Below are 23,653 nucleotides of genomic sequence, written 5' to 3'. Positions count from 1 at the left end.
GGTCCGTACACCCCCCAGGAGGTTTCCCCTTGCGCTTCGTCCTTCCGTACGCGGCCGCGCTGCTGCTCGCCGTCACCGCCGCACCGGCCGTCGCCCGGCAGCAGCCGGAAACGGAGCACCGCTGTGCGCGGATCGCGCGGCTGCACATGCCCGGCGCCGAGCGTCAAGAGGTCTCCTGTCTGGGCGAGTTGACGACGGCCGGGACGGTCGCCTCCGGACATACCGATCAGGCCGACTGGGCCGGGCTGACCCCGGCGGGACTGGCCACGCCCAGCGGGGTGCCCGGCATCCAGATAGACGGCTATTTCCCCGACACCTCGACCGGCAATGCCAACCACGGCTGGAGCCACGACTCGCAGTTCGTCGTCCGGCTGCCCGACCGCTGGAACGGCGGCCTGGTCGTCGCGGGCTCCCCCGGCGTGCGCGAGCAGTACGCCAACGACCGCGCCATCGGCGACTGGGTCCTCTCCCGCGGCTACGCGTTCGCCGCCACCGACAAGGGCAACACGGGCGCGGGCTTCTACCGCGACGGCGCCGCGCCGGGCGCGGCGATCGCCGAATGGAACGACCGGGTCACGCAGTTGACCAGGGCGGCCCGCGCGGTGGTGGCCCAGCGCTACCACCGCCCGCCGTCCCGCACGCTCGCCACCGGCATGTCCAACGGCGGCTATCTGGTGCGCTGGCAGTTGGAGAACCACCCCGAGCTGTACGACGGCGGCGTCGACTGGGAGGGGACACTCTGGCGGGCGAGCGGACCGAATCTGCTGACCTTCCTGCCGCCCGCGCTGCGCCACTATCCCGTGTACGCCTCCGGCGGCCCGGGCGCGGACGAGGCACACAGGGCAATGGTCGCCGCCGGGTATCCGGCGGGGTCCGAGTTTCTGTGGCCCTTCCACCATCAGTACTACTGGGATCTGACCCAGCGGATCTACCGGGAGGAGCTGGACCCGGGCTACGACGGGGAGACCGAGGCGGGAACTCCGTACTGCGCACCTGGCACGCGCGCGTGTGACGCGGATTACGACTACGCGTCCCGGCCGCCCGAGGTGCGCCGGGCCGTCGCGTCGATCGAGCTGACCGGCCGGATCGGCAAACCGCTGATCACCCTGCACGGCACCCTCGATATGCTGCTGCCCATCGGCCGTGACTCCGATGTGTACGCAAAGATGGTGCGCGACGCCGGACGCGGCGGGCTCTTCCGCTACTACCGCGTCGAAGGCGGCACGCACGTCGACTCGCTCTACGACGTCTTTCCGGACAGGCTGCGGCCGTTGACGCCCTGTCACCGCTCGGCGTTCACCGCCCTGGAGGCATGGATCGGACACGGCAAGCAGCCGGTGTCCAGCCGCACGCTGGCCCGCCCGGAACCGGCCGATCCGCGCACGCTGCTCAGCGAGTGTCCGCTCGACGATCCGCCCGGCCGCCGGGCGGCCGGATCCTGAGCAATCCGGAGCTCGCCCCGCCCCGAATACCAGTCGTGCGGCGGCGCACCGGTCGGCGGTGCGCCGGACCCGGCTGCTGGGGGCAAGGTGCGAGCGACCATACGGGTACGAGTACTGGCGGTGGACGGACCACAGGTGTGGATCGCTGTGGGCGGCCGATTGGCCAGGTCCACGGCTCCGATGCTCAGGCGGTTGCTGCGGCTGCGTGAGGCCGAAGGGTTCACCGCGCTCTTCGTGGATGTCAGCACCCTCGCCGACGACTGGGAGCTGACCCTCGATGAGATACGGGACGTGTTTCCGAGCGGCAAGAAGCTGACGTTCCACATCATCGGCCCGGCCGACGGCCTCCGACGGGAGCCGCGCGACGATCCACGGTTCGTCTTCCATACGGGAGCCGCCGAGGCATGGCAGGCGTGGGTGAACGGCCCCTCGACGCGGGAGTGGCCACGGCATCGGTGCGGTGGCCACTCACCGGCTTCAGCCTCCCGGCGTTGGGCGCGAGGGGCGGCCCGGCCCCCGGGTGAGGGGGTACCGCCGATGGCCGCAGAGGTCAGGGGGCGCCGTCGCCGGATGCCGCGCGGTGTTCGTCGGATGCCGATCCGCCGGCTTCGGTATCGGGATCGGCGGTATGGGGCCCGTCCTCCGGTTCAGAGGAGCGGGCGGCTTCGGCGCGGATCATGGCGTTGAGCGCTGCGAGAGGGTCGATGGGCATGGCTGTGCACCTCGCGGTGTGAAGTGGCTGATGGCTACGGATGGGTGTCGGTGGTTGTCAGCAGCGCAGGACCACACAGCGCACGGCGCGCAGCGGGAGGGCGAGTTCCGCCTGCCGGCTCCTGCCAGGGCGGTACGGGACGGGCTCGGCCGTCGCCAGACCCGTTTGGGTGTCCGGCGCGACGTACCGTGCCACGGGACGGGCCAGGCCGGAGCCCGCGGGTGACACGTCGGTGTCGGTCTCCTCCGGCTGGTCGCCGCCCGCCGGGGCGGGCGCGGAGGCGAGCGCCCAGGTCGCGGCGCCCCCGGTCGCCGCGACGCCGGAGCCGAAGGACGTACCGAGAAGAGCCAGCAGCACCAGCACGACGACCGCCGCGGTCCGGCGCGTGGCCGCGCGGGCGGCGGCAGCGAGAGGCTGGGAGTGGGGCAGGTTCATGGCGACGCGACCTCCTGGATGCGTCCACTGCACACTGCCTGCCCAGGAAGTGCCACGCCGTGCCGCGGTAGGGCCGAGATCCGCCCTACCGGGGTACGCCCATTACGCCGAATTCACCGCCGCGTGCGGGGTGATCACGGTGACGCCGGTCCCCGAGGCGCTGCTCAGGGCGGCCAGCGCCGCGGGCACGTCATCCAGGCCGATCGCCGTCGTCACCAGCAGGTCGGGACGGAGAGCGCCGGAGGCGACCATCGCCATCATCTCCGGGTACGCATGCGCTGCCATGCCGTGGCTGCCCAGGATCTCCAGCTCCAGCGGGACGACCCGGTCCATCGGCAGCTGTACGCCTTGGGGCAGCAGGCCGACCTGCACATGGCGGCCCTGGCGGCGCAGGCTCTGGACGGAGTTGACGCAGGTCACCGGCGCGCCAAGGGCGTCCAGCGAGAGATGCGCGCCGCCGCCGGTGGCCTCGCGGACCGCATCGGCGACGCTTCCGGTCAGCGCGGAGGCGTCCACGCACACCTGGGCGCCAAACGTCCGGGCCAGTTCCAGCGCGCCCCGCGAGACGTCGACCGCGACGACCCTGGCCCCGCACGCCGCGGCGATCATCACCGCGGACAGGCCCACTCCGCCGCAGCCGTGCACGGCGACCCACTCCCCCGGCCGCACCCGGCCCTGGCCCACAACGGCCCGGAAGGCGGTCGCGAACCGGCAGCCCAGGCTCGCGGCCGTGGCGAACGACATCGACTCGGGCAAGGCCACCAGATTGGTGTCGGCGTGGTGGACGGGGACGTACTCGGCGAAAGACCCCCAGTGGGTGAAGCCGGGCTGCTCCTGGCGCTCGCACGCCTGCTGGGCGCCGCGCGCGCACGCCGCGCACCGGCCGCAGGCACAGATGAACGGCACCGTGACCCGGTCCCCGGGGAGCCAATTGGCGACGTCGTCGCCCACGGACTCGATCACTCCGGACAGTTCGTGGCCGGGGACGTGCGGGAGGGTGATGTCGCTGTCGTGCCCCATCCAGCCGTGCCAGTCGCTGCGGCACAGCCCCGTGGCCTCGACCCTGATCACAGCACCGGCGCTGGACAGCGCGGGCTCGGGCACCTCTCGTACCTCGAGCGGCTTCCCGAACTCCTCGAACACCACAGCACGCAACGGGCCAACTCCTTCGTCCGGCGGATCCTGCCTGGGCTCAGCCGGCTCAACGTATCCGGAAGGACGGGTTCTACGGCAACCCCTGACCTGGCCCGTCCGGCCTGGCCGCCTCCAGCGGCCCGATCGGCACCTGCGGACCCTGGCACTCACGCAGCCAGCGCCGCAGCACCCGGTGCACCCGCTCGGCGCCGACCAGTTCCACGCCCGGCGCACCCGACGAGAGGGGCGCCGACACGTCGAGCGGCGGCAGCAGGAAGGGCTGGGACTGTTCGCCTCCCAGCCCGCCGTGCGAGCCGATCTGCTCCTCGAAGGCGTGCACATTGCCCGTCCGCGGGTCGTACATCGAGTTGACCATGATGTCGGCGACGTGCGGGAAGCCGTCGGTACGGCGTACGGCTTCGGCCGCGCCCGGGCCGAAGGCCGCCAGCGGCCCGTCGTCGGACAGCTCGGTGACGGGCACCTCCGCGCCCCCGGGGCAGAGCACCACCGAGCCGTGCTCCTCGCTGCCCACCAGCAGGAAGCCGATGCCCGGGTGGTTGGCGAGCGTGCTCAGCAGCGCCGGGTGGCGGCGCTCGATCTGTTCGCGGCTGAGGCGCTCGGTCGCGTCGGGGAAGGAGATCAGCGCGAGGTTCCCGGAGGCGAGCACGATCGGGTCGGAGCCCGGCTCCGGATGCTCGTCCTCACCATCCGCCAGCCGCCGGTGCAGCGCGCTCCGCAGGGCGTCACCCGCCGCGTCGCGAGCCTCCGCGCCGCTCTTGGAACGTCGCGCCCGGCGCGAGACGGGCAGCCCGCAACCCGCGCGCACGAGGTCCTTGAGGGTCAGTCCGTACGCGCCCTCGAAGGTCTCCCCCGGGCTCTGGCCGTGATCGGAGAGCAGCACGATCCGGTAGCTGCGGGGCGCGTGTTCGGCGACCTTCGCGATCAGCGCGATCGAACGGTCGAGGCGTTCGAGCACCAGCGACGCGTCCCGGCTGTGCGGCCCTGAGTGGTGCGCCACCTCGTCGTACGCGACGAGGTCGGCGTAGACGGCGGTGCGTCCGGCGAGCATGTCCCCCATCACCGCGGCGACCACCACATCCCGCTCGACGACGGTCGCGAACGCCCGGATGAAGGGGTAGAGCCCACCGCGCCCGACCCGCGGCCGGTCGCCGCGCAGCCGCGCCCGCGTCGACTGGCCGATCTCGCGGGCTACTTCGGCGACGAAGGACAGCGCAGTGCGCACGGCGTTGGCGGGGTCGGAGAAGTACGCGAAGTAGCCGGCCCTGGAGCGGGTGGCCCGGCCGCGTCTGGCGGCCATGGACAGCACGAGCGCGAGTTCCTCGGCGCCGCCGCTGAAGAGATTGCCGCGGCTGGCTCCGTCGACGGTGAGCAGCCCGCCGTCGCCGGTGCGCTCGATGGCGCGGCGCTGGAGTTCGGCGGCGCTCGCGGGCCGGTTGCAGACCATGACCCGGCCGCTGTCCTTCTCGTACCAGCGGAAGGCGGGGACATCGTGGTTGGTGCCGTGCAGCATGCCGAGCTGGCTGGCGCCGGTCTGGCTGGACCAGTCGGTGCGCCAGGGCGTGAGCCGGTGGCTCGTGCCGATCCAGCCGGCGACGGTGGGCATCACACCGTCGTCGGCCGCGCGCCGCAGGACCTCGTGCCCGACCCCGTCGAGCTGCAGAAAGACCGTGCCGGGCGGTCCCGCACGGGCGCCGTCCTCACCGCGTCGCCGTCTGCGACGGTCGGCGAGCCGGGAGAGCCTGCGCCGGTAGGCGTTGTCGTCGCCGACGGCGAGCGCGGTGGAGGTCGCGGAGGCGACGGCGGACATCACGGCGGCGACGACGACCGCGGTCTCCGGGTCGGCCGCGCCGCGCCCGTCGGGGATCAGCCAGAGCGCGACCAGCAGCAGCGAGCCGTTGAGGAAGAACACCAACAGGCCGAGCACCAGGGCAGGTACGAGCAGCAAGGCACGTACGACGACCGGCCAGACCAGCGCGGTCAGCAGACCGAAGGCGCCGGCGCCCCAGGCGGCGGTGACGGCGGTCCGGGTGATGCTGTCGCCGTCGTCGGACTGCAGCTGGAAGTCGGGCAGCAGCCCGGCGAGCGCCAGCATCGTGAGCGTGGACACCGCCCACACGATGATCACGCGCAACAGGGCTCTGCCGGCCGTACGCCATCGCCCTTGGCCCACGCTGTCTTCACCTCACCCCTGGATCAGGTCTCCAGCCTGGCACAGGGGCGAGCGCGACCCGGTGGCGCGCCGGGGCGGCACATTCAGCAGCCGTCGTACCCGGCCGTGGGCATGGAGAGTCTGCGATGCACGCTGGCCTTCATCGCCGCGTCGTACGCCGGCTCGTCCAGGCCCGCGGTCTCCAGGGGCACCCCTCTGCGCTCGCACTCCGCGACGAAGCCCCGCACCGACGTCAACGCCCGTGCGAGCACTCGCTCGTTGGGCGCGACGAACATGTCCACGTGGCCGGCCACGACATCGGTCCACAGCCCGTGGTGGTCGGGCCGCAGCCGGTAGAAGAGCAGCTGCCGGGTGACGACCAAGCCCTTGTCGGCGGCCCAGCGGGCGCACATCGCGTGCTGCCTTCGGGTGTCGACCAGAAACGGGTCGCGGTCGAGTTCTTCGAGAGGCGTCAGGCTGGCGATCGCCGCCACTCGTAAGTCACCCATGGACATCCCCCCGTACGCTCGCCGTCGCCGCCGACCCTACTCCGCAACTACGCTCGTACGAGTACGAGGAACGGGAGGGGCGAACGGGATCGGCGAGCGGAAACGAGGAGGCACTGCGTGCCGGTGGAGGTCACCTGGTGGGGTCATGCCAGCTGCACGGTCGAGGACTCCGGCGTCCGGGTGCTGACCGATCCGCTGTTCGTGCGCCGGCTCGCGCATCTGCGCAGGCGGCGCGGTGAGCTGCCGCCGCCCGAGGCCGCGAGGGCCGAGGCCGTCCTCGTCTCCCATCTGCACTCCGACCATCTGCATCTGCCGTCGCTGGCCCGGCTCGCTCCCGGAACCCGTCTGGTGGTGCCGAGCGGTGCGGGGCGCTCGGTGCCGGGGCTGCGGCGGCTCGTCAGCTCGACCGGGCTGCGGGTCACCGAGGTGGCGCCGGGCGACGAGGTGCGGGTCGAGGACCTGGTGGTGCGGGCCGTGCCGGCGTTGCACGACGGGCGGCGGCTGCCGGTCGGGCCGCACCGTTCGCCCGCGCTCGGCTATGTGATCAGCGGTGAGGCGCGTACGTACTTCGCCGGGGACACCGGGCTCTTCGAGTCGATGGCCTACGAGGTCGGCCCGGTGGATGTGGCGCTGCTGCCGGTCGGTGGCTGGGGGCCCTATCTCGGGCACGGGCATCTGGACGCGGACCGCGCGGCGCAGGCGTTGGTCTCGCTCGCGCCGCGCGCGGCTGTGCCGGTGCACTACGGCACGTACTGGCCGATCGGGATGGACGGGATCCGGCCGCACGAGTTCTACGCTCCGGGCGAGGAGTTCGTACGCAAGGCGGCGCGGCTGGCACCGCAGGTGGCGGTGCACCGGCTGGTCCACGGTGAGCGGGTCAGACCGGAGGCCGCCCGGTGAGCTCGATGGTGTCGGATGTGCTCGGGCAGTTGTCGGAAGCCGTGGGAGGGCTGCCGCCGGAGTCGACGCAGCAGGCCGTCGGCTACCCGTCGCTGTTTCTGCTGGTGGCGCTGGGATCGCTGGTGCCGGTGGTGCCGACGGGGGCGGTGGTCAGTTCGGCGACGGTGGTGGCCTTCCATCAGACGGCTCCGCTGACGCTGCTGTTCGTCTTTCTGGTGGCGTCGTTCGCCGCGTTCCTGGGGGATGTGGCGCTGTACTGGCTCGGGCAGCGCGGGGTCCGGTCCAAGAACGGCTCCCGGTGGCTGGCCGCGCTGCGCGACCGTGCCGCGCCCGACCGGATCGAGCAGGCGCAGCGCAAGCTCGACGAGCACGGGGTGACGGTGCTGGTGGTCTCCCGGCTGGTGCCGGCCGGGCGGATCCCGGTGATGCTGGCCTGTCTGTTCGCCAGGCTGCCTTTGCGCGGGTTCGTCCGCGGGGCTGTCCCGGCGTGCCTCGCGTGGGCGGCGACGTACCAGCTGATCGGGATTCTGGGCGGCTCTCTGTTCGACGACCCGTGGAAGGGCGTGGTGGTGGCGGTGGCGCTGACGGTGGTGATCAGCGGGGCTCCGGCGCTGTGGCGCAGGGTGCGGCGGTCACCCGGCCAGCAGCCGTGAGCCGCCGACCGGCAGGTCCCACAGCTGCTCGCGCGGGCGGCCGGTGCGCTCCCAGGCGGCCAGCACCCTGGTGAGGGGCTCGAGGACCGGCTCGGCGGAGAGTACGAACGTCGCCCAGTGCATCGGGGCCATGTTCCGCGCTCCGAGGTCCTCGAAGGCGCGCACCGCCTCCTCCGGATCGGTGTGCACATCGCTGAGCCACCAGCGGGGGTCGTACGCGCCGATCGGCAGCAGCGCCAGGTCGAGGTCGGGGTGGCGGCGGCCGATCTCCTTGAACCAGTGGCCGTAGCCGGTGTCGCCCGCGAAGTAGACGGACTGGCCGAGCCGGTCGGTGAGCACCCAGCCGCCCCACAGCGAGCGGCAGGTGTCGATGAGGGTGCGCTTGGACCAGTGGTGGGCCGGTACGAAGTCGAAGCGGACGGCGGCGAGTTTTGCGCTCTCCCACCAGTCGAGTTCGGTCACCCGGGTGAAACGGCGGCGCCGGAACCAGCGGCCGAGCCCGGCCGGCGCGAACACCGGCGTGTGGCGCGGAAGCCTTTTGAGGGTGGGGGCGTCCAGATGGTCGAAGTGGTTGTGGCTGATAACCACCGCGTCGACGGGCGGCAGATCCTCCCAGCGCACCCCGACGGGCGTGATCCTGGCCGGGGTACCGAGGATCCGGCGTGACCAGACCGGGTCGGTGAGGACGGTCAGCCCGCCGATGCTCAGCACCCAACTGGCGTGTCCGGCCCAGGTGACGGCGACGGTCGTGGTGTCCACGGCGGGCAGCGGCCCCGGAGCGAAGGGCAGCTGCGGAATGTCCCTCAGCCCGTCGGGGCCGGGGCGCACCGCGCCCTCCCTGGCGAGGCGGGCCATGGCCCGTACCCCGGGGAGAGGAGCGGTCAGCCGGTCGGCGAAGGATCTGGGCCAGCGGCGGTGCTCGCCGAGAGGGCGGGGGAGGGAGCGGGGCCGTACGCCGCCCGGTGTGCCTGCGGGCTGTCCCGAGTGCTCTGTCTGCTCCGTCTGTTCCGTCATCCGGGGCTCCGTTCAACGCAGTTCGTCGAAGGCCGTTTCAAGAATGCTCAACGCCCCGGCCACATGCGGCAATTCCAGAGGTGCCGGTGAAGTGAGAGATTCCAGCCGCTGCTCGGGAGTCGCTCCCAGCAGCGGTCCGGTGGCCAGCCGCACGCGCAGCGCGCCCAGTTCGTCGCCGAACCGGTGTCCGCCGGGCACGGGCGCCCCGAGGCGGTGGGTCAGATACTCCTCCAGCTCCATGGAGTCGGTGACGCCCCGGTCGGCGAGGCGCGCGCGCAGCGGACCGAGGTCCGCGTACAGATGGCGGCCGGCCTGCGGAGGAAGGGCCAGCGCGCCGGAGACGAGCACCCTGTGGTGCGCCGCGGCCGCCACGCGCGCGTGGAGCGCGGCCGCCTGCCGCGCCCTGACGGTGACCGGTCCTGGCTCGTCCAGTGCCTGTGCGGCGGCTGCGGCGATCGGTGCCGCCACCACCGCGCCGAGTGCCGTGAGGATGTCGAGGGTCCTGGCCCGCCGGACGGCGCCCTCCTCGGTGGGCGGGAAGCGGGCGACGGCCACCGGCCAGGAGTCGGGCGTGAGCGCCACCGCCAGATCGCTGATGACGGTGACGTCGCCGGGGCACATCTCGGCGGGGCTGACCAACACCGTCTCGTGCGGCTCGTGGATGGTGTCCCGCCAGGTCTCGTCGCTGATGATGTGCAGTCCCTCGCCCACCGCGGCCTCGCACGCCTCGCGCACGATCTCGGGCGGGGCGACGGTCGCGGTGGGGTCGTCGGCGACGGAGAGCAACAGCAGACGGGGTATGCCGCCCTCGGCGCGCACTCTGCGTACGGTCTCGAGCAGCGCGTACGGATCGGGCACGCCGCCGCACTCCGCCGGGGTCGGCACATGGTAGGCGGGCCGCCCGAGCAGCCGGGCCTGCGGAGTCCACCAGGCGGGGCACGGACGGGGCATCAGCACATCCCCGCCGTACGCGCCGATCAGCGCGAACAGCAGGGCCTGCGCGCCGGACGCCGCCGCCAGCTCCTCGGGGTGCGAGCGCAGCCCGCGCCGCCACCAGTAGCCGCAGGCAGCCTCGCGCAGCTCGGGGCCGCCGCCGGGCGGCTCGCCGGCGGCCCGGTCCGATGCGGCCGCGAGCACCGCGGCGAGCTCGGGCAGTACGGGCAGTCCGGACTCGGGGGCGTGCGGTCCGTATCGGACGGGGCCGCGGTCTTCCGGAGCCGTCCGCTGCATGCCGTCACCTCCGCTGCTCGCATCCCGGGACAACTGCCCGGCCCACGAGCCCTTTATACGGAGGTTTGCGCGAGCCCGCCGCGCGGGAGCGTCGGACGGGCGGGAGTCAGACCACCGTGACCGGGTGGCGGACCACCGCGTCGAAGAGGTAGCCCTGGGTGTTGTGGACGCTGTGGTCCGGCTGGGTGTTGCCCGCTCGGTCCGTAGTACGGGACAGCAGTTCGGTCTTGCCGGTGCGGCGCGGGAGCCAGTCGGCCGTCCAGCGGACCCAGCCGTCGCGGCGCGGGGTGTCGCGCAGTTGCGCCCGGTGCCAGTGCGCTCCGCCGTCGGTGCTGATCTCGACGTGCCGGACGGGGGCAGCCGCCGACCAGGCGCGACCGGTCAGCCGGTGGGTCTCGCCCGCCTCTAGGCTCGCGCCGAGCGGCAGCTCGAAGGCGCTCTTGACGGTCTGGCTGCTGAGCGGCGCGCTGCCGCCCGGCGGGTAGGCCGCGCCGAAGAGGCGGTAGAAGTCGGTGGTCCAGGGCGACGACAGCGCAGTGTCGCTCACCTCGATGTCGCCGAGCCATTTGACGGAGGCGATGCCGACCCAGGACGGCACGATCACCCGCACCGGAAAGCCGTGGTCGTACGGGAGGGGCTCGCCGTTCATCTCGTACGCGAGGATCACATCGTCGAGCGCCTTGGCTACCGGCAGCGGGCGGCGCACCCGGCCGTGATTCACTCCGTCGCTGATGAACTCGTCGTCCAGGCCCCGCGGCATGACGTCCACGGCGGACGATGAGATGCCCGCTTGGCGCAGTACGTCGCCGAGCCGCACCCCGCGCCAGCGGGCCGCGCCGATCGCGCCGAGGGTCCAGGGGGTGCCGGTGACGGTCTCGCCCTGCTGGGTGGCGTAGAAGCTGCGGCCGTTGCCGGCGCACTCGACGACGGCGGTGCGGGTGACGGAGGGCAGGGACCGGAGCCGGCCGTAGCTGAATTCGACCGGGCGGCGGCCGTGGAGTCCGCTGCCCCACACCGTCAGCTTCCAGTCCGACTCGGAGATCACGGGGGTGGAGGTGTGGTTGCGTACGAAGAAGTGGCCGACCGGGGTGTGCAGTGCGGTGGAGCGCAGCGCGGGGAAGTTGGTCTCGGCGTTGGTGCCGCGGATGGTGAACAGCTCGGGCGGCAGCGGCTTGACGATGCCCGCAGCGGCGGGTGCGGGGGCCGCTACGGCGGGTGCGGCGGCCGCGAACTGGGCCGCGACCGGCGCGGCGGCGAGCAGCTTCAGCAGATCACGGCGGTCCAGGGCAGGGGACAACGCGGGTCTCCTCGGCAGAAGGGGTGTACGCGGAAAGGGATCGCCGGTGTCAGCAGGGACACGACCGGCAGGGAGAAGGTCAACAGGAACAGGGACAGGACAGCGCGCGGCGCGAATCGGCAGCCGGAGGCGCGCAGTTGTCCATGTCGTCGACGACCATGTCCGCGATCCTAGGCGCACGGCATGCGGCCGGCACTGCCTTCCGCCGACCTGTCTCACGTGTGGCCGAATGGGTCGCCTTCCGCTTGACAACGCCGTCCACGGGGTACCCGCGACCCATGTCCGACGCTTACGCACAGACCTCACAGGCAATGCCGCAGCTCCGTACCCGGATCGCGGCGCACCTCAGCCGGTGGGACCGGCAGCTGCTGCACAACGTCGCCACCCAGCACTGGCCGGGCGCGGAGCCGGTGCTGCCCCGGCTGAGCCGCAGCGCCAATCACGGGCTGCTCTGGTTCGGTACGGCCGCGGGGATAGCGGCACTGGGGCGGGGGCCACGCTCGCGCCGGGCCGCCGTACGGGGGGTGGCGTCGCTCGCACTCGCTTCCGCCGTCATCAACACCGTCGGCAAGCGCACGGTGCGCAGGGCACGGCCGGTGCTCGACGCGGTGCCGGTGATACGACGGCTGAAGCGGCAGCCGTTCACGACGTCGTTCCCGTCCGGGCACGCCGCGTCGGCGGCGGCCTTCGCGACGGGCGTCGCGCTGGAGTCGAAGGGCTGGGGCGCGGTCGTCGCGCCCGTGGCCGCGTCCGTCGCCCTCTCGCGCGTCTACACGGGCGTGCACTACCCGAGCGACGTGCTGGTGGGCGCGGCTCTGGGCGTGGGTGCGGCCTTCGCGGTACGGGGCGCGGTGCCGACCAGGTCGCAGCTGCCCGCGCCGGGCCGGCCGCAGGCCGACGCGCCCACGCTGCCCGGCGGCGAAGGACTGGTGGTGGTGGTCAACCGGCAGGCGGGCTCGGCGCGTTCGGCGGCTCTCGTGCGCGAGACGATGCCGCTCGCCGAGGTCGTGGAGTGCGCGCCCGACGAGCTGTCGGCGGAGCTGGAGAAGGCGGTGGGCCGCTGCCGGGCGCTGGGGATTCTGGGCGGAGACGGCACGATCAACACGGCGGCGACCGTCGCGGTCGCGCACGGGATGCCGCTGGCCGTCTTCCCCGGCGGCACGTTCAACCACTTCGCGTACGACCTGGGCGTCGAGTCGGTCGACGACACCTGCCGGGCCGTCGAGGGCGGCGAGGCCATCCGGGTCGATCTGGGGCGTTTCAGGCCGGGTCCGGACGGCGGCGGCGACGGCGACGGCGAGTCCGGCTATTTCCTCAATACCTTCAGCCTGGGCGTCTATCCGGAGCTGGTGCGTATCCGCGAGCGCTGGTCGCCGCGGATCGGCAGCTGGGCCGCCGGAGTGCTCGCGGCTGCGGTTGTGCTGCGCGGCGAGCACCCGCTGGAGGCCGAGGTCCAGGGCCGGCGGCGCCCGATGTGGCTGCTGTTCGCCGGGAACGGCATCTACCAGCGGCTGGGTCCGGCGCCCGGCCGCCGTCAGGATCTGGCGGACGGCCTGCTCGATGTCCGGGTGGTGCACGGCGGCCGCTGGCCGGGGCTGCGGCTGCTGGCCGCGGCGCTCGCCGGTCCGCTGAGCCGCTCGCCGGTGCATGCGGCGCAGAAGCTGCGGCAGCTGCGGATCTCCGGGCTCGCGCCGGGCACTTTGCTGGCGTACGACGGTGAAGTCATGGTGGCCCCGAAGGAGTTGGTGGTGGACAAGGAGGTCCAGGCGCTCACGGTCTACCGCCCGCAAGCCCTGCTCTGAGCGCTCGGGGCCGCTTCGAGGCTCCGCGGAAAACCCGACCCGACGGGCTCAGGCTGCTTCGCGCACCATGAGCGCATGCAGATACGCCGCGCACAGACCCATGACGCAGCGGGCATCGCCGCGGTCCACGTACGGTCCGGGCAGGCGGCGTTCTCCGGTCTCGTACCGCTGGAGCATCTCGACGCGCTCGGCCGCGCGCGTTCGGAGGTCGTCGCCGCGGCCGGGTACAGGACGGGGAGGTGAGATGGCAGGCGGCTCTCCCGGTGGGCACCCGGGTCCAGAGCCGCACGCCGCTCCCCCGGCTGGAGGAGGTGCAGCCGCTCGGCCAGGACGGCCGCGGTCCGAGGTCCGACGTGCCCATATTGCAAGACATGGGTCTCGCATTGCGGAACAGCGGCGTACCGTTGCCGTACCCGCTTCAGCAGAAGGAGTCCGGCCATGTCGAAGGAGACCGCCGTCTACACCCATGGGCACCACGAGTCGGTGCTGCGTTCGCACCGCTGGCGGACCGCCGCCAACTCCGCGGCGTACCTCATCGGTGAACTCCGCCCGGGAATGGACGTGTTGGACGTGGGCTGCGGTCCCGGCACCATCACCGCCGATCTGGCCGGGCTGGTCGCGCCGGGGCAGGTGACGGCCGTCGACACCGCCGAGGACGTACTGCGCCAGGCCCGCGAGACCGCCGCCGTGCGCGGCCGGGACAACGTCCGCTTCGCGGTCGCCGACGTCCACGCGCTGGACTTCCCCGACGACTCCTTCGATGTCGTCCACGCCCACCAGGTGCTGCAGCACGTCGGCGACCCGGTGCGGGCGCTGCGCGAGATGCGGCGGGTCTGCCGGCCCGGCGGCGTCGTCGCGGCGCGCGACAGCGACTACGGCGCCTTCACCTGGTTCCCCGAGGTCCCGGCGCTGGACGAGTGGCAGGAGCTCTACCACCGGGTTGCCCGGGGGAACGGCGGTGAGCCGGACGCCGGTCGCCGGCTGCTGTCCTGGGCCCGCGCCGCGGGCTTCACCAACATCACCGCCACCGCCGCCGCCTGGTGTTTCGCCACGCCGGACGAGCGCGCGTGGTGGAGCGATCTGTGGGCGGACCGTACAACCGCGTCGGTGTACGCGAAGCTCGCTGTCGACGGCGGCCATGCCACTGCCGGGCAGCTGGCGGCGATCGCCGACGGCTGGCGGGAGTGGGGCGGCCGGGCCGACGCATGGTTCATGGTTCCGCACGGCGAAGTGCTCTGCCGCGCATGACCAACGCGTCGACGACGTGCCGCGTGGGGACCGCTAGGCGTCATGGCCGCTGACGTCGGCCGGTTTGCGGGCCAGCAGGAAGGCCTGCTGCGTCTTCTCGGTGAAGTCGCCGTCGTCGTCGCGCTCGCGCAGCAGCCGGGCGCGCATGACCAGCCCGGCCTGGCTCAGCAGCTCGGCGACACTGTCCGGCTGCCGCCGGTGAAAGTCGAGCGAGATCGCGTGACCGAACGCCTCCGTCAGGTGCAACGGCTCGTCGCCGGCCTGGAACGCGAGCAGCAGGTGGCCGCCCGGAGCCAGCACCCGGTGGAACTCGAAGACCTCCGGCAGTTGTTCCTGTGGGATGTGGATGATCGAGTACCAGGCCATGATGCCGAGGAGAGCGCCGTCCGGCAGATCCAGGGCCGGCATCGAACCCGCGTCGAACCGCAGGCCCGGGTGCGCCTGCCGGGCCACCGCAACCATCTGCGGCGACAGATCGACCCCGAACACGGACAACCCCAGGCCGTCCAGATGTGCCGTCACTCGGCCGGTACCGCAACCGAGGTCGGCGACCGCGCCGGCACCGGCGGCCCGCACGAGTTCGGCGAACCCGGTGAGCATCGCCCGGTCGAGCGGCTTGGCCGCCAGCTCCTCGCGGAAGCGTTCGGCGCAGTCGGCGGCCACGGCGTCGTAGGACGCCCGGGTGGTGCGCAGGAAGTCCGGTTCGGTCACGGTCCGGCACCTACTGCGCGGGGGCGGAGCCACCCACGCGGTCCGGCACCCTACTGCGCGGGGGGCGGAGCCACCCACAATCGGGCAACTGATTTCACCTCTCGCCGCCGCGAACTAGGCTCGCCCGTATGGAGATCCTCGGAACCACGCTCCGCATCTGCGTCGACGACCTGGAGGCCGCGGCAGCGTTCTACGAACGCCTCACCGGCGCCACACCACTGCGCTTCGAGCGCGGCGGGGTCTCGGTCGCCGCGGTCGGCTGCTTCCTGCTGATGAGCGGGCCGGAGTCGGAGCTGGAGGTGCTGCGCAAGGTGACGGCGACGATCGCCGTGAAGGACGTGGACGAGGCATACGCCACGCTCTCCGAGGTCGGCGCGAGAATCATCGCGGGCCCGGTGCCGACCCCGGTGGGCCGCAATCTGATCGCCGTCCACCCGGACGGGTCGGTCTTCGAGTACGTCGACCGAAATGCGGCCGCCTGACCTCCCTGGTCGCTTCTGCCCAGCCTTGAGCCCCAGCCTTGAGCCCCAGACTTGAGCCTCAGCCTTGAGCCCCAGACTTGAGCCCCAGACTTGAGCCCCAGACTTGAGCCTCAGCCTTGAGCCCCAGTCCTGAGCCCCAGTCCTGAGCCTCAGCCCTGAACCCCGAGCTTGAGCCTCGCCCCTGGGTCTCAGCTCGGATCCTGCCCCATGAGCCTCGCCTCGGAGCCTCAACCCTGAGGCCGCATCCGGTAGTCGTACGCGTCGGGCAGCGGCTCCTCGGTGAGCTGCGACCACACCTCGCCGAGGATTTCCGCGCCCTCGCGCAGGTCCGCCACCTCGAAGCCCGCGTCGAAGACGGCGCGGGCCTGCTCCGAGCGGCCTTCGGCGATGAGCAGTCGGGCGTCGATCAGGCGGAAGCGGCCGCGCTGCTGGACCGCCGGGCCGAGCCGGTCCCAGACCGCGCGGGCGTCCACGGTGCGGTGCACGGCGAGCAGGGCGTCGATCGCCTCGCGGCCGAGGGCGGCCATGGCCGACGTCCAGGTCTCGCCGTCGTCACGGCGCTCCTGGCACAGGTCGTCGAAGGCCTCGGCGTAGCGTTCGGCGGCGCGCTGGGCATTGCCGCCCTCCTGGTCGGCGAGGGCGAGGCAGCGCAGCAACGGCCAGCGGGAGGGGGCGAGCCCGAGGCCGCGCTCCCAGCTGCGTACCGCCTGGGCGAGGTCGCCCGCGTGCCACTGGGCGACGCCTAGGTGGTACTCGGTGAGCGGTTCGGCGGGGGCGGTCTCCAGCATGTCGCGCCAGTGCGGCGCGACGAGCGAGGGGCCGGGCGGGATTACCTTGCGGGGCGCGGGGAAGACACCGGTCTGCAGCAACTCCCGCCATGGCTCCTGCTCTTCGCCGAGCGTCGCCTCGTGGAAGGGCGTGCCGGGCAGCTTGTGTCCGCCGCGCAGCACCTCCAGCGCGCCCCACCCGGATCCGGTGGCGAGCAACTCTCCCGGTTCGGCGTCGGCGCAGGGCCGCCATGCCTCGTACGCGGCGTCCACCGCCGCCCGCGGCAGGGCGTCCGCCAGCCGCGCCTCGGCCTCGGCGCGCGCCGCGCCCCAGTCGTCACCGTGCACCGCCGCGGGGTCGGCGGCGAGCGGTCCGTACGACTCCAGCCAGCTGAACTCCCCGCCCCCCTCCAGCCGTACGTGCTCCAGTTGCGTGCGCGCCAGCCCCGCCTGGATCTCGGCGTAACCGCCCGTACCCGGCTCGGTCAGCCACTCCTGCCAGCGCTGCCCGCCGCGCCCCGAGCCCCAGAGGAAGAGCTTGCGGCCGCGCAGCACATCGGTCGAGGTCTGTACGAGACCCTGTCCGTCCGCGTCCAGCGAGGCGATCCACTTACGTGCCTCGGCCGGCAGCTCATAGAAGTAGTCGGCGGGGTACTCGCTGCGCAGCGGGTACGTACGGTCCGCGCCGCGGAACTCCGGCACGGGCACCCGGCGCAGGCTCCGCTCGTAGCCGAAGTGCCAGGCTTCCTCGGCCGGTGCGAGCACGCGGGTCGTCTCATGCTCTTCGACGGCGATGTTGGACCACCAGTAGACCGGCGCGGGCCGCTCGTGCGGATTGCGAATCCGTACGCCGACATGGAGGAAGTCGGAGTCGGCGGGCAGCCACAGGTCCACCTGGAACGGCAGATCGCGCAGCCGCTCCCACTCCCAGAGCCTGACCATCTCGCCGCCGTCGGGCGCGGGCACGAGGGCGGCGTGCAGGGGGGCGCAGGACAGGGTGGTGTGGCCGGTCGCGCCGATGTTCCACTCGATGCCGCCGGAGTACCAGGCGCCGTTGAGCGCGAAGTCGGCGGGCTGGAACACCGGGTTGCGGTAGAGGAGTTCACGCCCGGTGGGCTTGTGGTGCAGCGAGTGGATGCGGCCGCCGAGGCCCGGCAGCACGGTGACCCGCAGCCGTTCGTTCTCGATCACGATCGCGTCGAGACCGGTCTCGTTGCGCTCGCGGCCGTAGCCGTCGAGCACCCGCACCGGCAGCAACGTGCGCAGCGGCTCGTATCCGATCTGCCGTGCCATCTCGCGCGGCAGTTCACGCTCGGCGCGCTCATCGAGCGAGTGCATCTCGTCCAGCGGCCGCAGGGCGGGCAGCGGGTTCGGCGGCCCCACCGGGGCTGCGGGCAGGGTCAGTACGGTTCGCCGCACGGTTGTGGCCAAGGCAACCTCGCTCCTCGCACGGGCCGTCGGCAGCTCCTTTGGCCGACGCCCCCCGGTGACCATGGAACACGGTGGGCTCCGGCCTGACCAGGGGCTCCGTGGGTCAGTCTTCGGCAAAGGCGGCCACCGATCGCCGAGGACCGGGCCGATCAGCGGTCGAGCATCTCCGCCGTGATCGCCCAGCGTTCGTGGTCGCGCCAGGTCCCGTCGATGAGGAGGAAGTCGGGCGAGAAGCCTTCGAGCCGGAAACCCGCACGGCTTACGAGTCCGATCGACGCGGCGTTCCCCGGCTGGATGTTGGCTTCCAGCCGGTGCAGGCGCAGCGGGCCGAAGGCGTACCGCATGACCAGGCCGAGCCCCTCGCTCATCAGGCCACGGCCGACGGCGTGCGCGAAGGCGCCGTATCCGAGGGCCCCGCTGCGGACCGTCCTGCTCGGCGATCGCTGTGCGCACGCCCACTCCCCCACCGGCCCCCTCATGCATCCCATGGTGTCATCACGTCCAGCGGATCACCTCGCCTTTGCCACAGGGGAGTTGGGGCAAGGGAACGCCTCAGAGCAGCGCGGGCTCGTCCAGCGTCAGCGTCCTCGCCTCCGCGTCCAGCACCGCCAGAGCCCCCAGCGGCATCGTCAGTGCCGTCTCACCGTGCCCGAACCCCAGCTCCTCGACCACCGGTACGCCCAGTCCGCCGAGCCGGTCGAGCAGCACCGCGCGCACCCGTTCGTACGGTCCGCACTCGGCCCAGGACCCGAGCGCGATGCCGGTGACCCCCTCCAGCCAGCCGGAGCGCAGGAGTTGGGTGAGGATGCGGTCGAGGCGATAGTCCTCCTCGCCCACGTCCTCGATCAGCAGCAGGCCGCCGCGGGCGGATGGCCTGGCGTGCGGGGTGCCCAGATCGGCGGCGAGCAGGCTGACGCAGCCGCCGAGTGTGATGCCCCGGGCGCGTCCCGGCACCATCGTGCGGGCCGTGTCCAGGCCGAGGGTCCGCACCGACTCGGGCTCGAAGAGCGTGGCCCGCAGCGACTCCTGGGTGGGGGCGTCCTTGAGGAAAGTGGCGGCGCCGACCATGGGGCCGTGCAAGGTGGCCAGGCCCGTCCGGACGGCGAAGGCCTCGTGGAGGGCGGTGACATCGCTGTAGCCGACGAAGACCTTGGGGCCGGCCGCGCGTATCGCCGTCCAGTCGAGCAGGTCGACCATGCGCTGGGTGCCATAGCCGCCGCGGGCGCAGATGACGGCGGCGACCGACGGGTCGCACCATGCCTCCGTCAGATCGCGGGCGCGGTCCCGGTCGGCCCCCGCGAGATACCAGAACTCGGGGTGCTGGTCGCGGACGTGGGGCAGCACGACCGGGTCCAGGTCCCAGCCGCGCAGGATCTCCAGGCCCGCGTCGAGCCGTTCGCCCGGTACGGGGCCGCTGGGCGCCACGACGGCGACCTTGGCCCCGGGCCGCAGTCGCGCCGGGCGGGTCAAGGGCGTCAGAGGCGTGCGGGTCACTTCTTGAGCTCCAGTTGGGGAACGTCGGGGCGGGTGATGCCGAAAATCTGGGCGTACAGGGACAGTTCGGACTCGAGTGCGCGGATCACGGTCTCGGCTCTGCGGAAGCCGTGGCCCTCGCCCTCGAAAGCGATGTACGCGTGCGGGATGCCGCGCCCCGCCATCCGCGCCAGGAACCGCTCGCACTGCACGGGCGGGCAGATCACATCGTCCAGGCCCTGGAGCAGCAGGAACGGTGTGCTGATCCGGTCGCTGTGCTGCAGCGGCGAGCGCTCGCGGTAGCGTCCCGGGACTTCGGCGAGCGGACCTATCAGCGACTGAAGATACTGCGACTCGAAGTCATGAGTCTCGCCGCCGGCCCAGCTCACCAGGTCGAGGACGGGATAGATGATGGTGCCGCAGGCGTAGACATCGGTGGTGGTGAGGGAGGCGGCGGCGGTCCAGCCGCCCGCACTGCCGCCGCGGATGGCGAGCCGCGCCGGGTCGGCCGTGCCCTCGGCGGCCAGCGCCTCGGCGACGGCCGCGCAGTCCTCGACGTCGACGACGCCCCACTGCTCACGCAGCCTGTCGCGGTACTCCCTGCCATACCCGGTGGAGCCGCCGTAGTTGACCTCGGCGACGCCGATGCCGCGCGAGGTGAAGTAGGCGATCTCCAGGTCGAGGACGAGCGGGGCACGGCTGGTGGGGCCGCCGTGGGCCCAAACCACGAAGGGCGGCAGCTCCTCGTCGGGCGCGATGCGGTCGGGGCTGTGGGGCGGATAGATATGAGCGTGGATCTCCCGGTTGTCGGGGCCGGTGAAGGTGCGGATCTGCGGCTCCGGGTAGTACACCGGGTCCACCGGGTCGTCGTGTGCCGAACCGATGACGCGGGTCCGCCCGGTGGCAGTGTCGAGCTCGACGACCTCGTACGCGCTGCGGGGGCTTGCCGCGACCCCGATGACCCGGTCGCCGTGCACGGCGAGGGTGGACGCCCACTCGGTCCAGGGCCCCGCGGCGTCTACGAGTTCGCCGGTCTCCGGGTCGAGTATCCCCAGGGCAGTGGCGCCCTTGCCGTGGATGACGGCGATCAGTCCGTTGTCCAGCGGGTGGAACCACTTGAGGCCGAGCTTCCACAGCGGCCCGCCGAACTCCTCGCCGCGGCCGGGGCAGAGGCCAGTGCTCGGCACGACGCCGGGCGCCACTTCGCGCACGACGCCGGGAACCAGCGCCTCCAACCGGATCCGCTGCAGCTCCCACCAGTTGCCGAGGTCGGAGACGAAAAGCAGCGAGCCGTCCGGAGCCCAGTCGACCTGGGCAACCGACTCGTCCGTGTCCCCGACAACCGGCCGCACGCCACTGAACGGGCCGCCCGCCGTCACCTCGCCGAGCATCACGACCGTGCTGTCCCAGGGCATCTGCGGATGGTCCCAGGCGATCCAGGCGGCGTGCCGCCCGTCCGGCGAGAGCCGGGGCCCGGTGACGAAGCGGTGCCGGTCGTCGGAGAGCTCCCGCACCGCTCCTCGGTCCTCGGCCGCCGAGCCGTCCAGCGGCACGGCCGCGATCAACCGGCGTACGTCCGTGGGTGCCTCGCCGGTGAACTCCTCCAGTACGCACCAGACTTCGCCGCGCTCCAGCCGGAGCTGCGGGTCGGCCCAGCGCAGCCCGCCGCCGACCGCGGACACCGGGGTGAGCGGACGCGGCGCGGCGTCGGGCACGTCGGGCTCATAGGCGTACAGCCGCTGGTCGGGGAAGTGGACGAAGACGACGAGCGGGCCGCCGTGTGCGCGGCCCGCCCCGGCCCAGGGGTGCCCGCCGTACTCGATGACTCTGCTGCGAACATTCCACGGGGCGGGGAGCACCGACTCCTCGCCGCGGTCGGCCCGCCGGCGAATCAGGGCTCGTCTGCCACCCTCGGTGGGGCGTGGCGCGGTCCACCACACCTCGTCGGCGACCATGCCGAGGAACTCCGGGCGCCCGTCGCGCGAGGCGGCGAGCGCCGCGTCGATGGGTGACGGCCAGGTTCCGTAGGCTCCCGTGGGTACCATTACCGACTCCCCCTATGCGGACCGCAGATAGTGGTCGAGAACCTTCACGCCGAAGTGCAGCGCCTCGACCGGAACGCGCTCGTCGACCCCGTGGAACAGCGCCGCGTAGTCGAAGCCGACAGGTAGCTTCAGCGGCGAGAAGCCGTAGCCCGTGATGCCGAGCCGGGAGAACTGCTTGGCGTCGGTGCCGCCCGGCATGCAGAACGGCACGACGTGCCCGGCCGGGTCGAAACGCTCGACAGCCGCGCGCAGCTTGGCGAATGTCGGGGAGTCGACGGGAGCCTGCAGGGCCACCTCGCGATGCTGGAACTCCCACTCGACGTCCGGTCCTGTCAGCCGGTCCAGCGTTTCGTGGAACTCGGCCTCGCCGCCGGGCAGCATCCGCCCGTCGACGTACGCGGTGGCATGCCCCGGAATCACATTGATCTTGTAACCGGCTTCCAGCATGGTCGGGTTGGCGCTGTTGCGCACGGTCGGCTCGACCAGCGCGGCGGCCGGCCCGAGCTTCGCCATCAGAGCGTCCACGTCGAAGTCGTCCGCTTCCACATCGGTCTCGATGCCGTGCAGCACGGCGAGCTTGGCCAGCGCGGCCCGCACGGTCGGCGTGAGCCGCACCGGCCACTGGTGCTCGCCGATCCGGGCGACGGCAGCGGCGAGCCGGCTCACGGCGTTGGCCCGGTTGACCTTGGAGCCGTGTCCGGCCCTGCCGTGCGCGGTGAGCTTGAGCCAGGCTGTGCCGCGCTCCCCGGCCGCGATCGGGTAGAGCGCCATCTCGGGTCCGGCGTGGAAAGTGAAGGCCCCGGACTCGCTGATCCCTTCCGTACACCCCTCGAAGAGGCCGGGGTGATGGTCGGCGAGGAAGCCCGCGCCGTCGGCGGCACTCGCCTCCTCGTCGGCGGTGTACGCGATCACGATGTCGCGCCGGGGCCTGATGCCGGCGCGTGCCCAGGCCCGGACGACGGCGAGGACCATCGCGTCCATGTTCTTCATGTCGACCGCGCCACGGCCCCACACCACCCCGTCCCGGACCTCCCCGGAGAAGGGGTGCACGGACCAGTCGGCGGGCTCTGCGGGCACCACGTCCAGATGGCCGTGGACGAGCAGGGCATCGGCGGACGGGTCGGTGCCCTCGATTCTTGCGACGACATTGGTACGCCCCGGGGTGCGCTCCAGCAGGGTGGGTTCAATGCCGGCGCCTGCCAGCCGCTCGGCGGCGTACTCGGCGGCGGGCCGCTCCTGGCAGTCGCCACCGCCGCGGTTGGTGGTGTCGATACGGATCAGCTCGGAGGTGAAGGTCACGACCTCGTCGAGCGCCTGGCCGTCGATGTGCGTTGTCACGTCAGCCATACTGCTCCTCCACTGCCGCCGACACGATCGTCGTGACCGCTTTGAAGGTGCGAATGCCCTCATACATGGTCCCGCTGGTGTACGCGACGCGCCGCTCGCCGCTGCCCGCCACGCCCGGCACTACGGTGGCCGCCGCCGCGAGATGCTCCGCGTCGAACTCCAGCTCCACGGTGAACGGGCCGCCCCGCACCGGCTCGTGCCGCACGGCGAGAGCCACCGCCTCCTTCGCGGCGCCGCGGATGTCGGACGCGGTACGGCCCGGGGTGCGGCACACCGCCGCGTACCGCGAGACGTAGTCCTTCACCGCGACCTTGCGGGCCGAAGGCGCATAGCCGTCGGCGTCCACGCAGGTCAGGTTGTCACCGGTCACCAGCACCACCGGCACGCCGTACTCCGCGACCACATGGGCGTTGAGCAGGCCCTCGCTCGCCCGGACGCCGTCCAGCCAGACCCCCGTGATCGAGTTGGCGAGGTAGGTGTGGGCGAGCACCCCCTCCGCGCCCGCCCCCGTGTGGTAGCCGACGAACGCGATGCCGTCCACGTCGCCGTGCTGCACGCCCTCCACCATCGACAGCGACTTGTGCTTGCCGGTGAGCATCTCCACCCGCTCGTCGAGCCGCTCCAGCAGCAAATTGCGCATGGTCCAGTGCGCTTCGTTGATGAGCACGTCATCGGCGCCGCCGTCGAAGAAGCCGAGAGCCGCTGCGTTCACATCGGAGGTGAACATGGTCCGGCAGCGCTCCCACTGGGGAGTGCCGGGCAGCACGTCGGCGGGCCAGGTCACACCGGTGGCGCCTTCCATGTCGGCGCTGATGAGGATCTTCATGCCTGGAAACCGTACGCGCCGCCCG

21 protein-coding genes and 1 pseudogene are annotated in these 23,653 nt (G+C 72.4%); 7 read left to right on the top strand and 15 right to left on the bottom strand.

Translation table 11 applies throughout. From position 1 onward, the window contains the following. The first annotated feature begins 29 nt into the window (after positions 1-29). Entirely contained in the window at positions 30-1,442 is a 1,413-nt protein-coding gene (locus ACWDO5_RS08060) for a tannase/feruloyl esterase family alpha/beta hydrolase (protein WP_450529394.1), read from the top strand. A gap of 550 nt (positions 1,443-1,992) precedes the next feature. Here ACWDO5_RS08060 and ACWDO5_RS08055 read toward each other — a convergent pair. The 5 genes from ACWDO5_RS08055 to ACWDO5_RS08035 form a co-directional block, all read right to left on the bottom strand. Continuing rightward, on the bottom strand, positions 1,993-2,154 hold the full coding sequence (locus ACWDO5_RS08055) for a hypothetical protein (protein ID WP_450529392.1): 162 nt from the start codon (positions 2,152-2,154) through the stop codon (positions 1,993-1,995). A gap of 57 nt (positions 2,155-2,211) precedes the next feature. Further along, positions 2,212-2,589, bottom strand: a complete 378-nt coding sequence (locus ACWDO5_RS08050) for a hypothetical protein (protein WP_450529390.1) — start codon at positions 2,587-2,589, stop codon at positions 2,212-2,214. A 102-nt stretch (positions 2,590-2,691) separates the two neighbouring features. After that, positions 2,692-3,744 carry a zinc-dependent alcohol dehydrogenase family protein gene (locus tag ACWDO5_RS08045; protein ID WP_450529389.1) on the bottom strand — a complete coding sequence of 351 codons (1,053 nt, stop codon included), beginning with the start codon at positions 3,742-3,744 and terminating at the stop codon, positions 2,692-2,694. 70 nt (positions 3,745-3,814) lie between these two features. After that, complete coding sequence (locus ACWDO5_RS08040) at positions 3,815-5,914, bottom strand: phage holin family protein (protein WP_450529387.1); 2,100 nt, start codon at positions 5,912-5,914, stop codon at positions 3,815-3,817. 83 nt (positions 5,915-5,997) lie between these two features. Continuing rightward, positions 5,998-6,402 carry a hypothetical protein gene (locus tag ACWDO5_RS08035; protein ID WP_450529385.1) on the bottom strand — a complete coding sequence of 135 codons (405 nt, stop codon included), beginning with the start codon at positions 6,400-6,402 and terminating at the stop codon, positions 5,998-6,000. Positions 6,403-6,519: 117 nt separating this feature from the next. Between ACWDO5_RS08035 and ACWDO5_RS08030 the strand changes: the two genes are divergently transcribed. Next, positions 6,520-7,302: an MBL fold metallo-hydrolase gene (locus tag ACWDO5_RS08030; RefSeq protein WP_450529384.1), complete on the top strand. Its 783-nt coding sequence runs from the start codon at positions 6,520-6,522 to the stop codon at positions 7,300-7,302. 5 nt (positions 7,303-7,307) lie between these two features. Next, entirely contained in the window at positions 7,308-7,955 is a 648-nt protein-coding gene (locus ACWDO5_RS08025) for a DedA family protein (RefSeq protein ID WP_450529468.1), read from the top strand. Here ACWDO5_RS08025 and ACWDO5_RS08020 read toward each other — a convergent pair. From ACWDO5_RS08020 to ACWDO5_RS08010, 3 genes are all read right to left on the bottom strand, one after another. Continuing rightward, positions 7,935-8,969, bottom strand: a complete 1,035-nt coding sequence (locus tag ACWDO5_RS08020; protein ID WP_450529383.1) for an MBL fold metallo-hydrolase — start codon at positions 8,967-8,969, stop codon at positions 7,935-7,937. The two genes, ACWDO5_RS08025 and ACWDO5_RS08020, sit on opposite strands and share 21 nt — an antisense overlap. A 12-nt stretch (positions 8,970-8,981) precedes the next feature. Then, complete coding sequence (locus tag ACWDO5_RS08015; protein ID WP_450529381.1) at positions 8,982-10,199, bottom strand: aminotransferase class I/II-fold pyridoxal phosphate-dependent enzyme; 1,218 nt, start codon at positions 10,197-10,199, stop codon at positions 8,982-8,984. Positions 10,200-10,305: 106 nt separating this feature from the next. Beyond that, on the bottom strand, positions 10,306-11,496 hold the full coding sequence (locus ACWDO5_RS08010; protein ID WP_450529380.1) for a sulfite oxidase: 1,191 nt from the start codon (positions 11,494-11,496) through the stop codon (positions 10,306-10,308). 278 nt (positions 11,497-11,774) lie between these two features. On the opposite strand from ACWDO5_RS08010, the gene ACWDO5_RS08005 reads away from it, so the two are divergent. The 3 genes from ACWDO5_RS08005 (at position 11,775) to ACWDO5_RS07995 (ending at position 14,546) form a co-directional block, all read left to right on the top strand. After that, positions 11,775-13,298, top strand: coding sequence for a phosphatase PAP2 family protein (locus ACWDO5_RS08005; RefSeq protein WP_450529379.1), 1,524 nt, complete (start codon positions 11,775-11,777; stop codon positions 13,296-13,298). 75 nt (positions 13,299-13,373) lie between these two features. After that, a complete protein-coding gene (locus tag ACWDO5_RS08000; protein ID WP_450529377.1) occupies positions 13,374-13,541 on the top strand; it encodes a hypothetical protein in 168 nt (55 codons plus the stop codon). Positions 13,542-13,736: 195 nt separating this feature from the next. Then, on the top strand, positions 13,737-14,546 hold the full coding sequence (locus ACWDO5_RS07995; protein WP_450529375.1) for a class I SAM-dependent methyltransferase: 810 nt from the start codon (positions 13,737-13,739) through the stop codon (positions 14,544-14,546). A 33-nt stretch (positions 14,547-14,579) separates the two neighbouring features. On the opposite strand, the gene ACWDO5_RS07990 is transcribed toward ACWDO5_RS07995, so the two are convergent. Next, positions 14,580-15,257: a class I SAM-dependent methyltransferase gene (locus ACWDO5_RS07990; protein ID WP_450529373.1), complete on the bottom strand. Its 678-nt coding sequence runs from the start codon at positions 15,255-15,257 to the stop codon at positions 14,580-14,582. Between the two features lie 128 nt (positions 15,258-15,385). Here ACWDO5_RS07990 and ACWDO5_RS07985 point away from each other — a divergent pair, with 128 nt between their 5' ends. Next, a complete protein-coding gene (locus ACWDO5_RS07985) occupies positions 15,386-15,739 on the top strand; it encodes a VOC family protein (protein WP_450529371.1) in 354 nt (117 codons plus the stop codon). 227 nt (positions 15,740-15,966) lie between these two features. Here ACWDO5_RS07985 and ACWDO5_RS07980 read toward each other — a convergent pair whose 3' ends face one another. From ACWDO5_RS07980 to ACWDO5_RS07955, 6 genes and pseudogenes are all read right to left on the bottom strand, one after another. Then, positions 15,967-17,937, bottom strand: a complete 1,971-nt coding sequence (locus ACWDO5_RS07980) for a DUF5107 domain-containing protein (protein ID WP_450529369.1) — start codon at positions 17,935-17,937, stop codon at positions 15,967-15,969. A gap of 149 nt (positions 17,938-18,086) precedes the next feature. Further along, positions 18,087-18,359 (bottom strand): annotated as a pseudogene (locus ACWDO5_RS07975) (GNAT family N-acetyltransferase); the annotation flags it as partial. 130 nt (positions 18,360-18,489) lie between these two features. Further along, positions 18,490-19,431: a S66 peptidase family protein gene (locus ACWDO5_RS07970; protein WP_450529368.1), complete on the bottom strand. Its 942-nt coding sequence runs from the start codon at positions 19,429-19,431 to the stop codon at positions 18,490-18,492. After that, a complete protein-coding gene (locus ACWDO5_RS07965; protein ID WP_450529367.1) occupies positions 19,428-21,455 on the bottom strand; it encodes a S9 family peptidase in 2,028 nt (675 codons plus the stop codon). Before ACWDO5_RS07965 ends, ACWDO5_RS07970 begins: the two co-directional genes overlap by 4 nt. 12 nt (positions 21,456-21,467) lie before the next feature. Beyond that, positions 21,468-22,802 carry a M20/M25/M40 family metallo-hydrolase gene (locus ACWDO5_RS07960; protein WP_450529365.1) on the bottom strand — a complete coding sequence of 445 codons (1,335 nt, stop codon included), beginning with the start codon at positions 22,800-22,802 and terminating at the stop codon, positions 21,468-21,470. Then, on the bottom strand, positions 22,795-23,628 hold the full coding sequence (locus ACWDO5_RS07955; RefSeq protein WP_450529363.1) for a M55 family metallopeptidase: 834 nt from the start codon (positions 23,626-23,628) through the stop codon (positions 22,795-22,797). Before ACWDO5_RS07955 ends, ACWDO5_RS07960 begins: the two co-directional genes overlap by 8 nt. Between the last annotated feature and the right edge of the window lie 25 nt (positions 23,629-23,653).

Source organism: Streptomyces sp. NPDC000880 (genome assembly GCF_053599675.1).
This window is presented reverse-complemented; position numbering and strand designations above follow the sequence as displayed.

Bases quoted from the DNA above. Each gene is read 5' to 3' on its own strand.
- ACWDO5_RS07965 (WP_450529367.1), bottom strand. From the start codon at position 21,455: ATGGTACCCACGGGAGCCTACGGAACCTGGCCGTCACCCATCGACGCG.
- ACWDO5_RS08035 (WP_450529385.1), bottom strand. From the start codon at position 6,402: ATGGGTGACTTACGAGTGGCGGCGATCGCCAGCCTGACGCCTCTCGAA.
- ACWDO5_RS08015 (WP_450529381.1), bottom strand. From the start codon at position 10,199: ATGCAGCGGACGGCTCCGGAAGACCGCGGCCCCGTCCGATACGGACCG.
- ACWDO5_RS08005 (WP_450529379.1), top strand. From the start codon at position 11,775: ATGTCCGACGCTTACGCACAGACCTCACAGGCAATGCCGCAGCTCCGT.
- ACWDO5_RS08050 (WP_450529390.1), bottom strand. From the start codon at position 2,589: ATGAACCTGCCCCACTCCCAGCCTCTCGCTGCCGCCGCCCGCGCGGCC.
- ACWDO5_RS08020 (WP_450529383.1), bottom strand. From the start codon at position 8,969: ATGACGGAACAGACGGAGCAGACAGAGCACTCGGGACAGCCCGCAGGC.
- ACWDO5_RS07985 (WP_450529371.1), top strand. From the start codon at position 15,386: ATGGAGATCCTCGGAACCACGCTCCGCATCTGCGTCGACGACCTGGAG.
- ACWDO5_RS07955 (WP_450529363.1), bottom strand. From the start codon at position 23,628: ATGAAGATCCTCATCAGCGCCGACATGGAAGGCGCCACCGGTGTGACC.
- ACWDO5_RS07995 (WP_450529375.1), top strand. From the start codon at position 13,737: ATGTCGAAGGAGACCGCCGTCTACACCCATGGGCACCACGAGTCGGTG.
- ACWDO5_RS08000 (WP_450529377.1), top strand. From the start codon at position 13,374: ATGCAGATACGCCGCGCACAGACCCATGACGCAGCGGGCATCGCCGCG.
- ACWDO5_RS08025 (WP_450529468.1), top strand. From the start codon at position 7,308: ATGGTGTCGGATGTGCTCGGGCAGTTGTCGGAAGCCGTGGGAGGGCTG.
- ACWDO5_RS07960 (WP_450529365.1), bottom strand. From the start codon at position 22,802: ATGGCTGACGTGACAACGCACATCGACGGCCAGGCGCTCGACGAGGTC.
- ACWDO5_RS08055 (WP_450529392.1), bottom strand. From the start codon at position 2,154: ATGCCCATCGACCCTCTCGCAGCGCTCAACGCCATGATCCGCGCCGAA.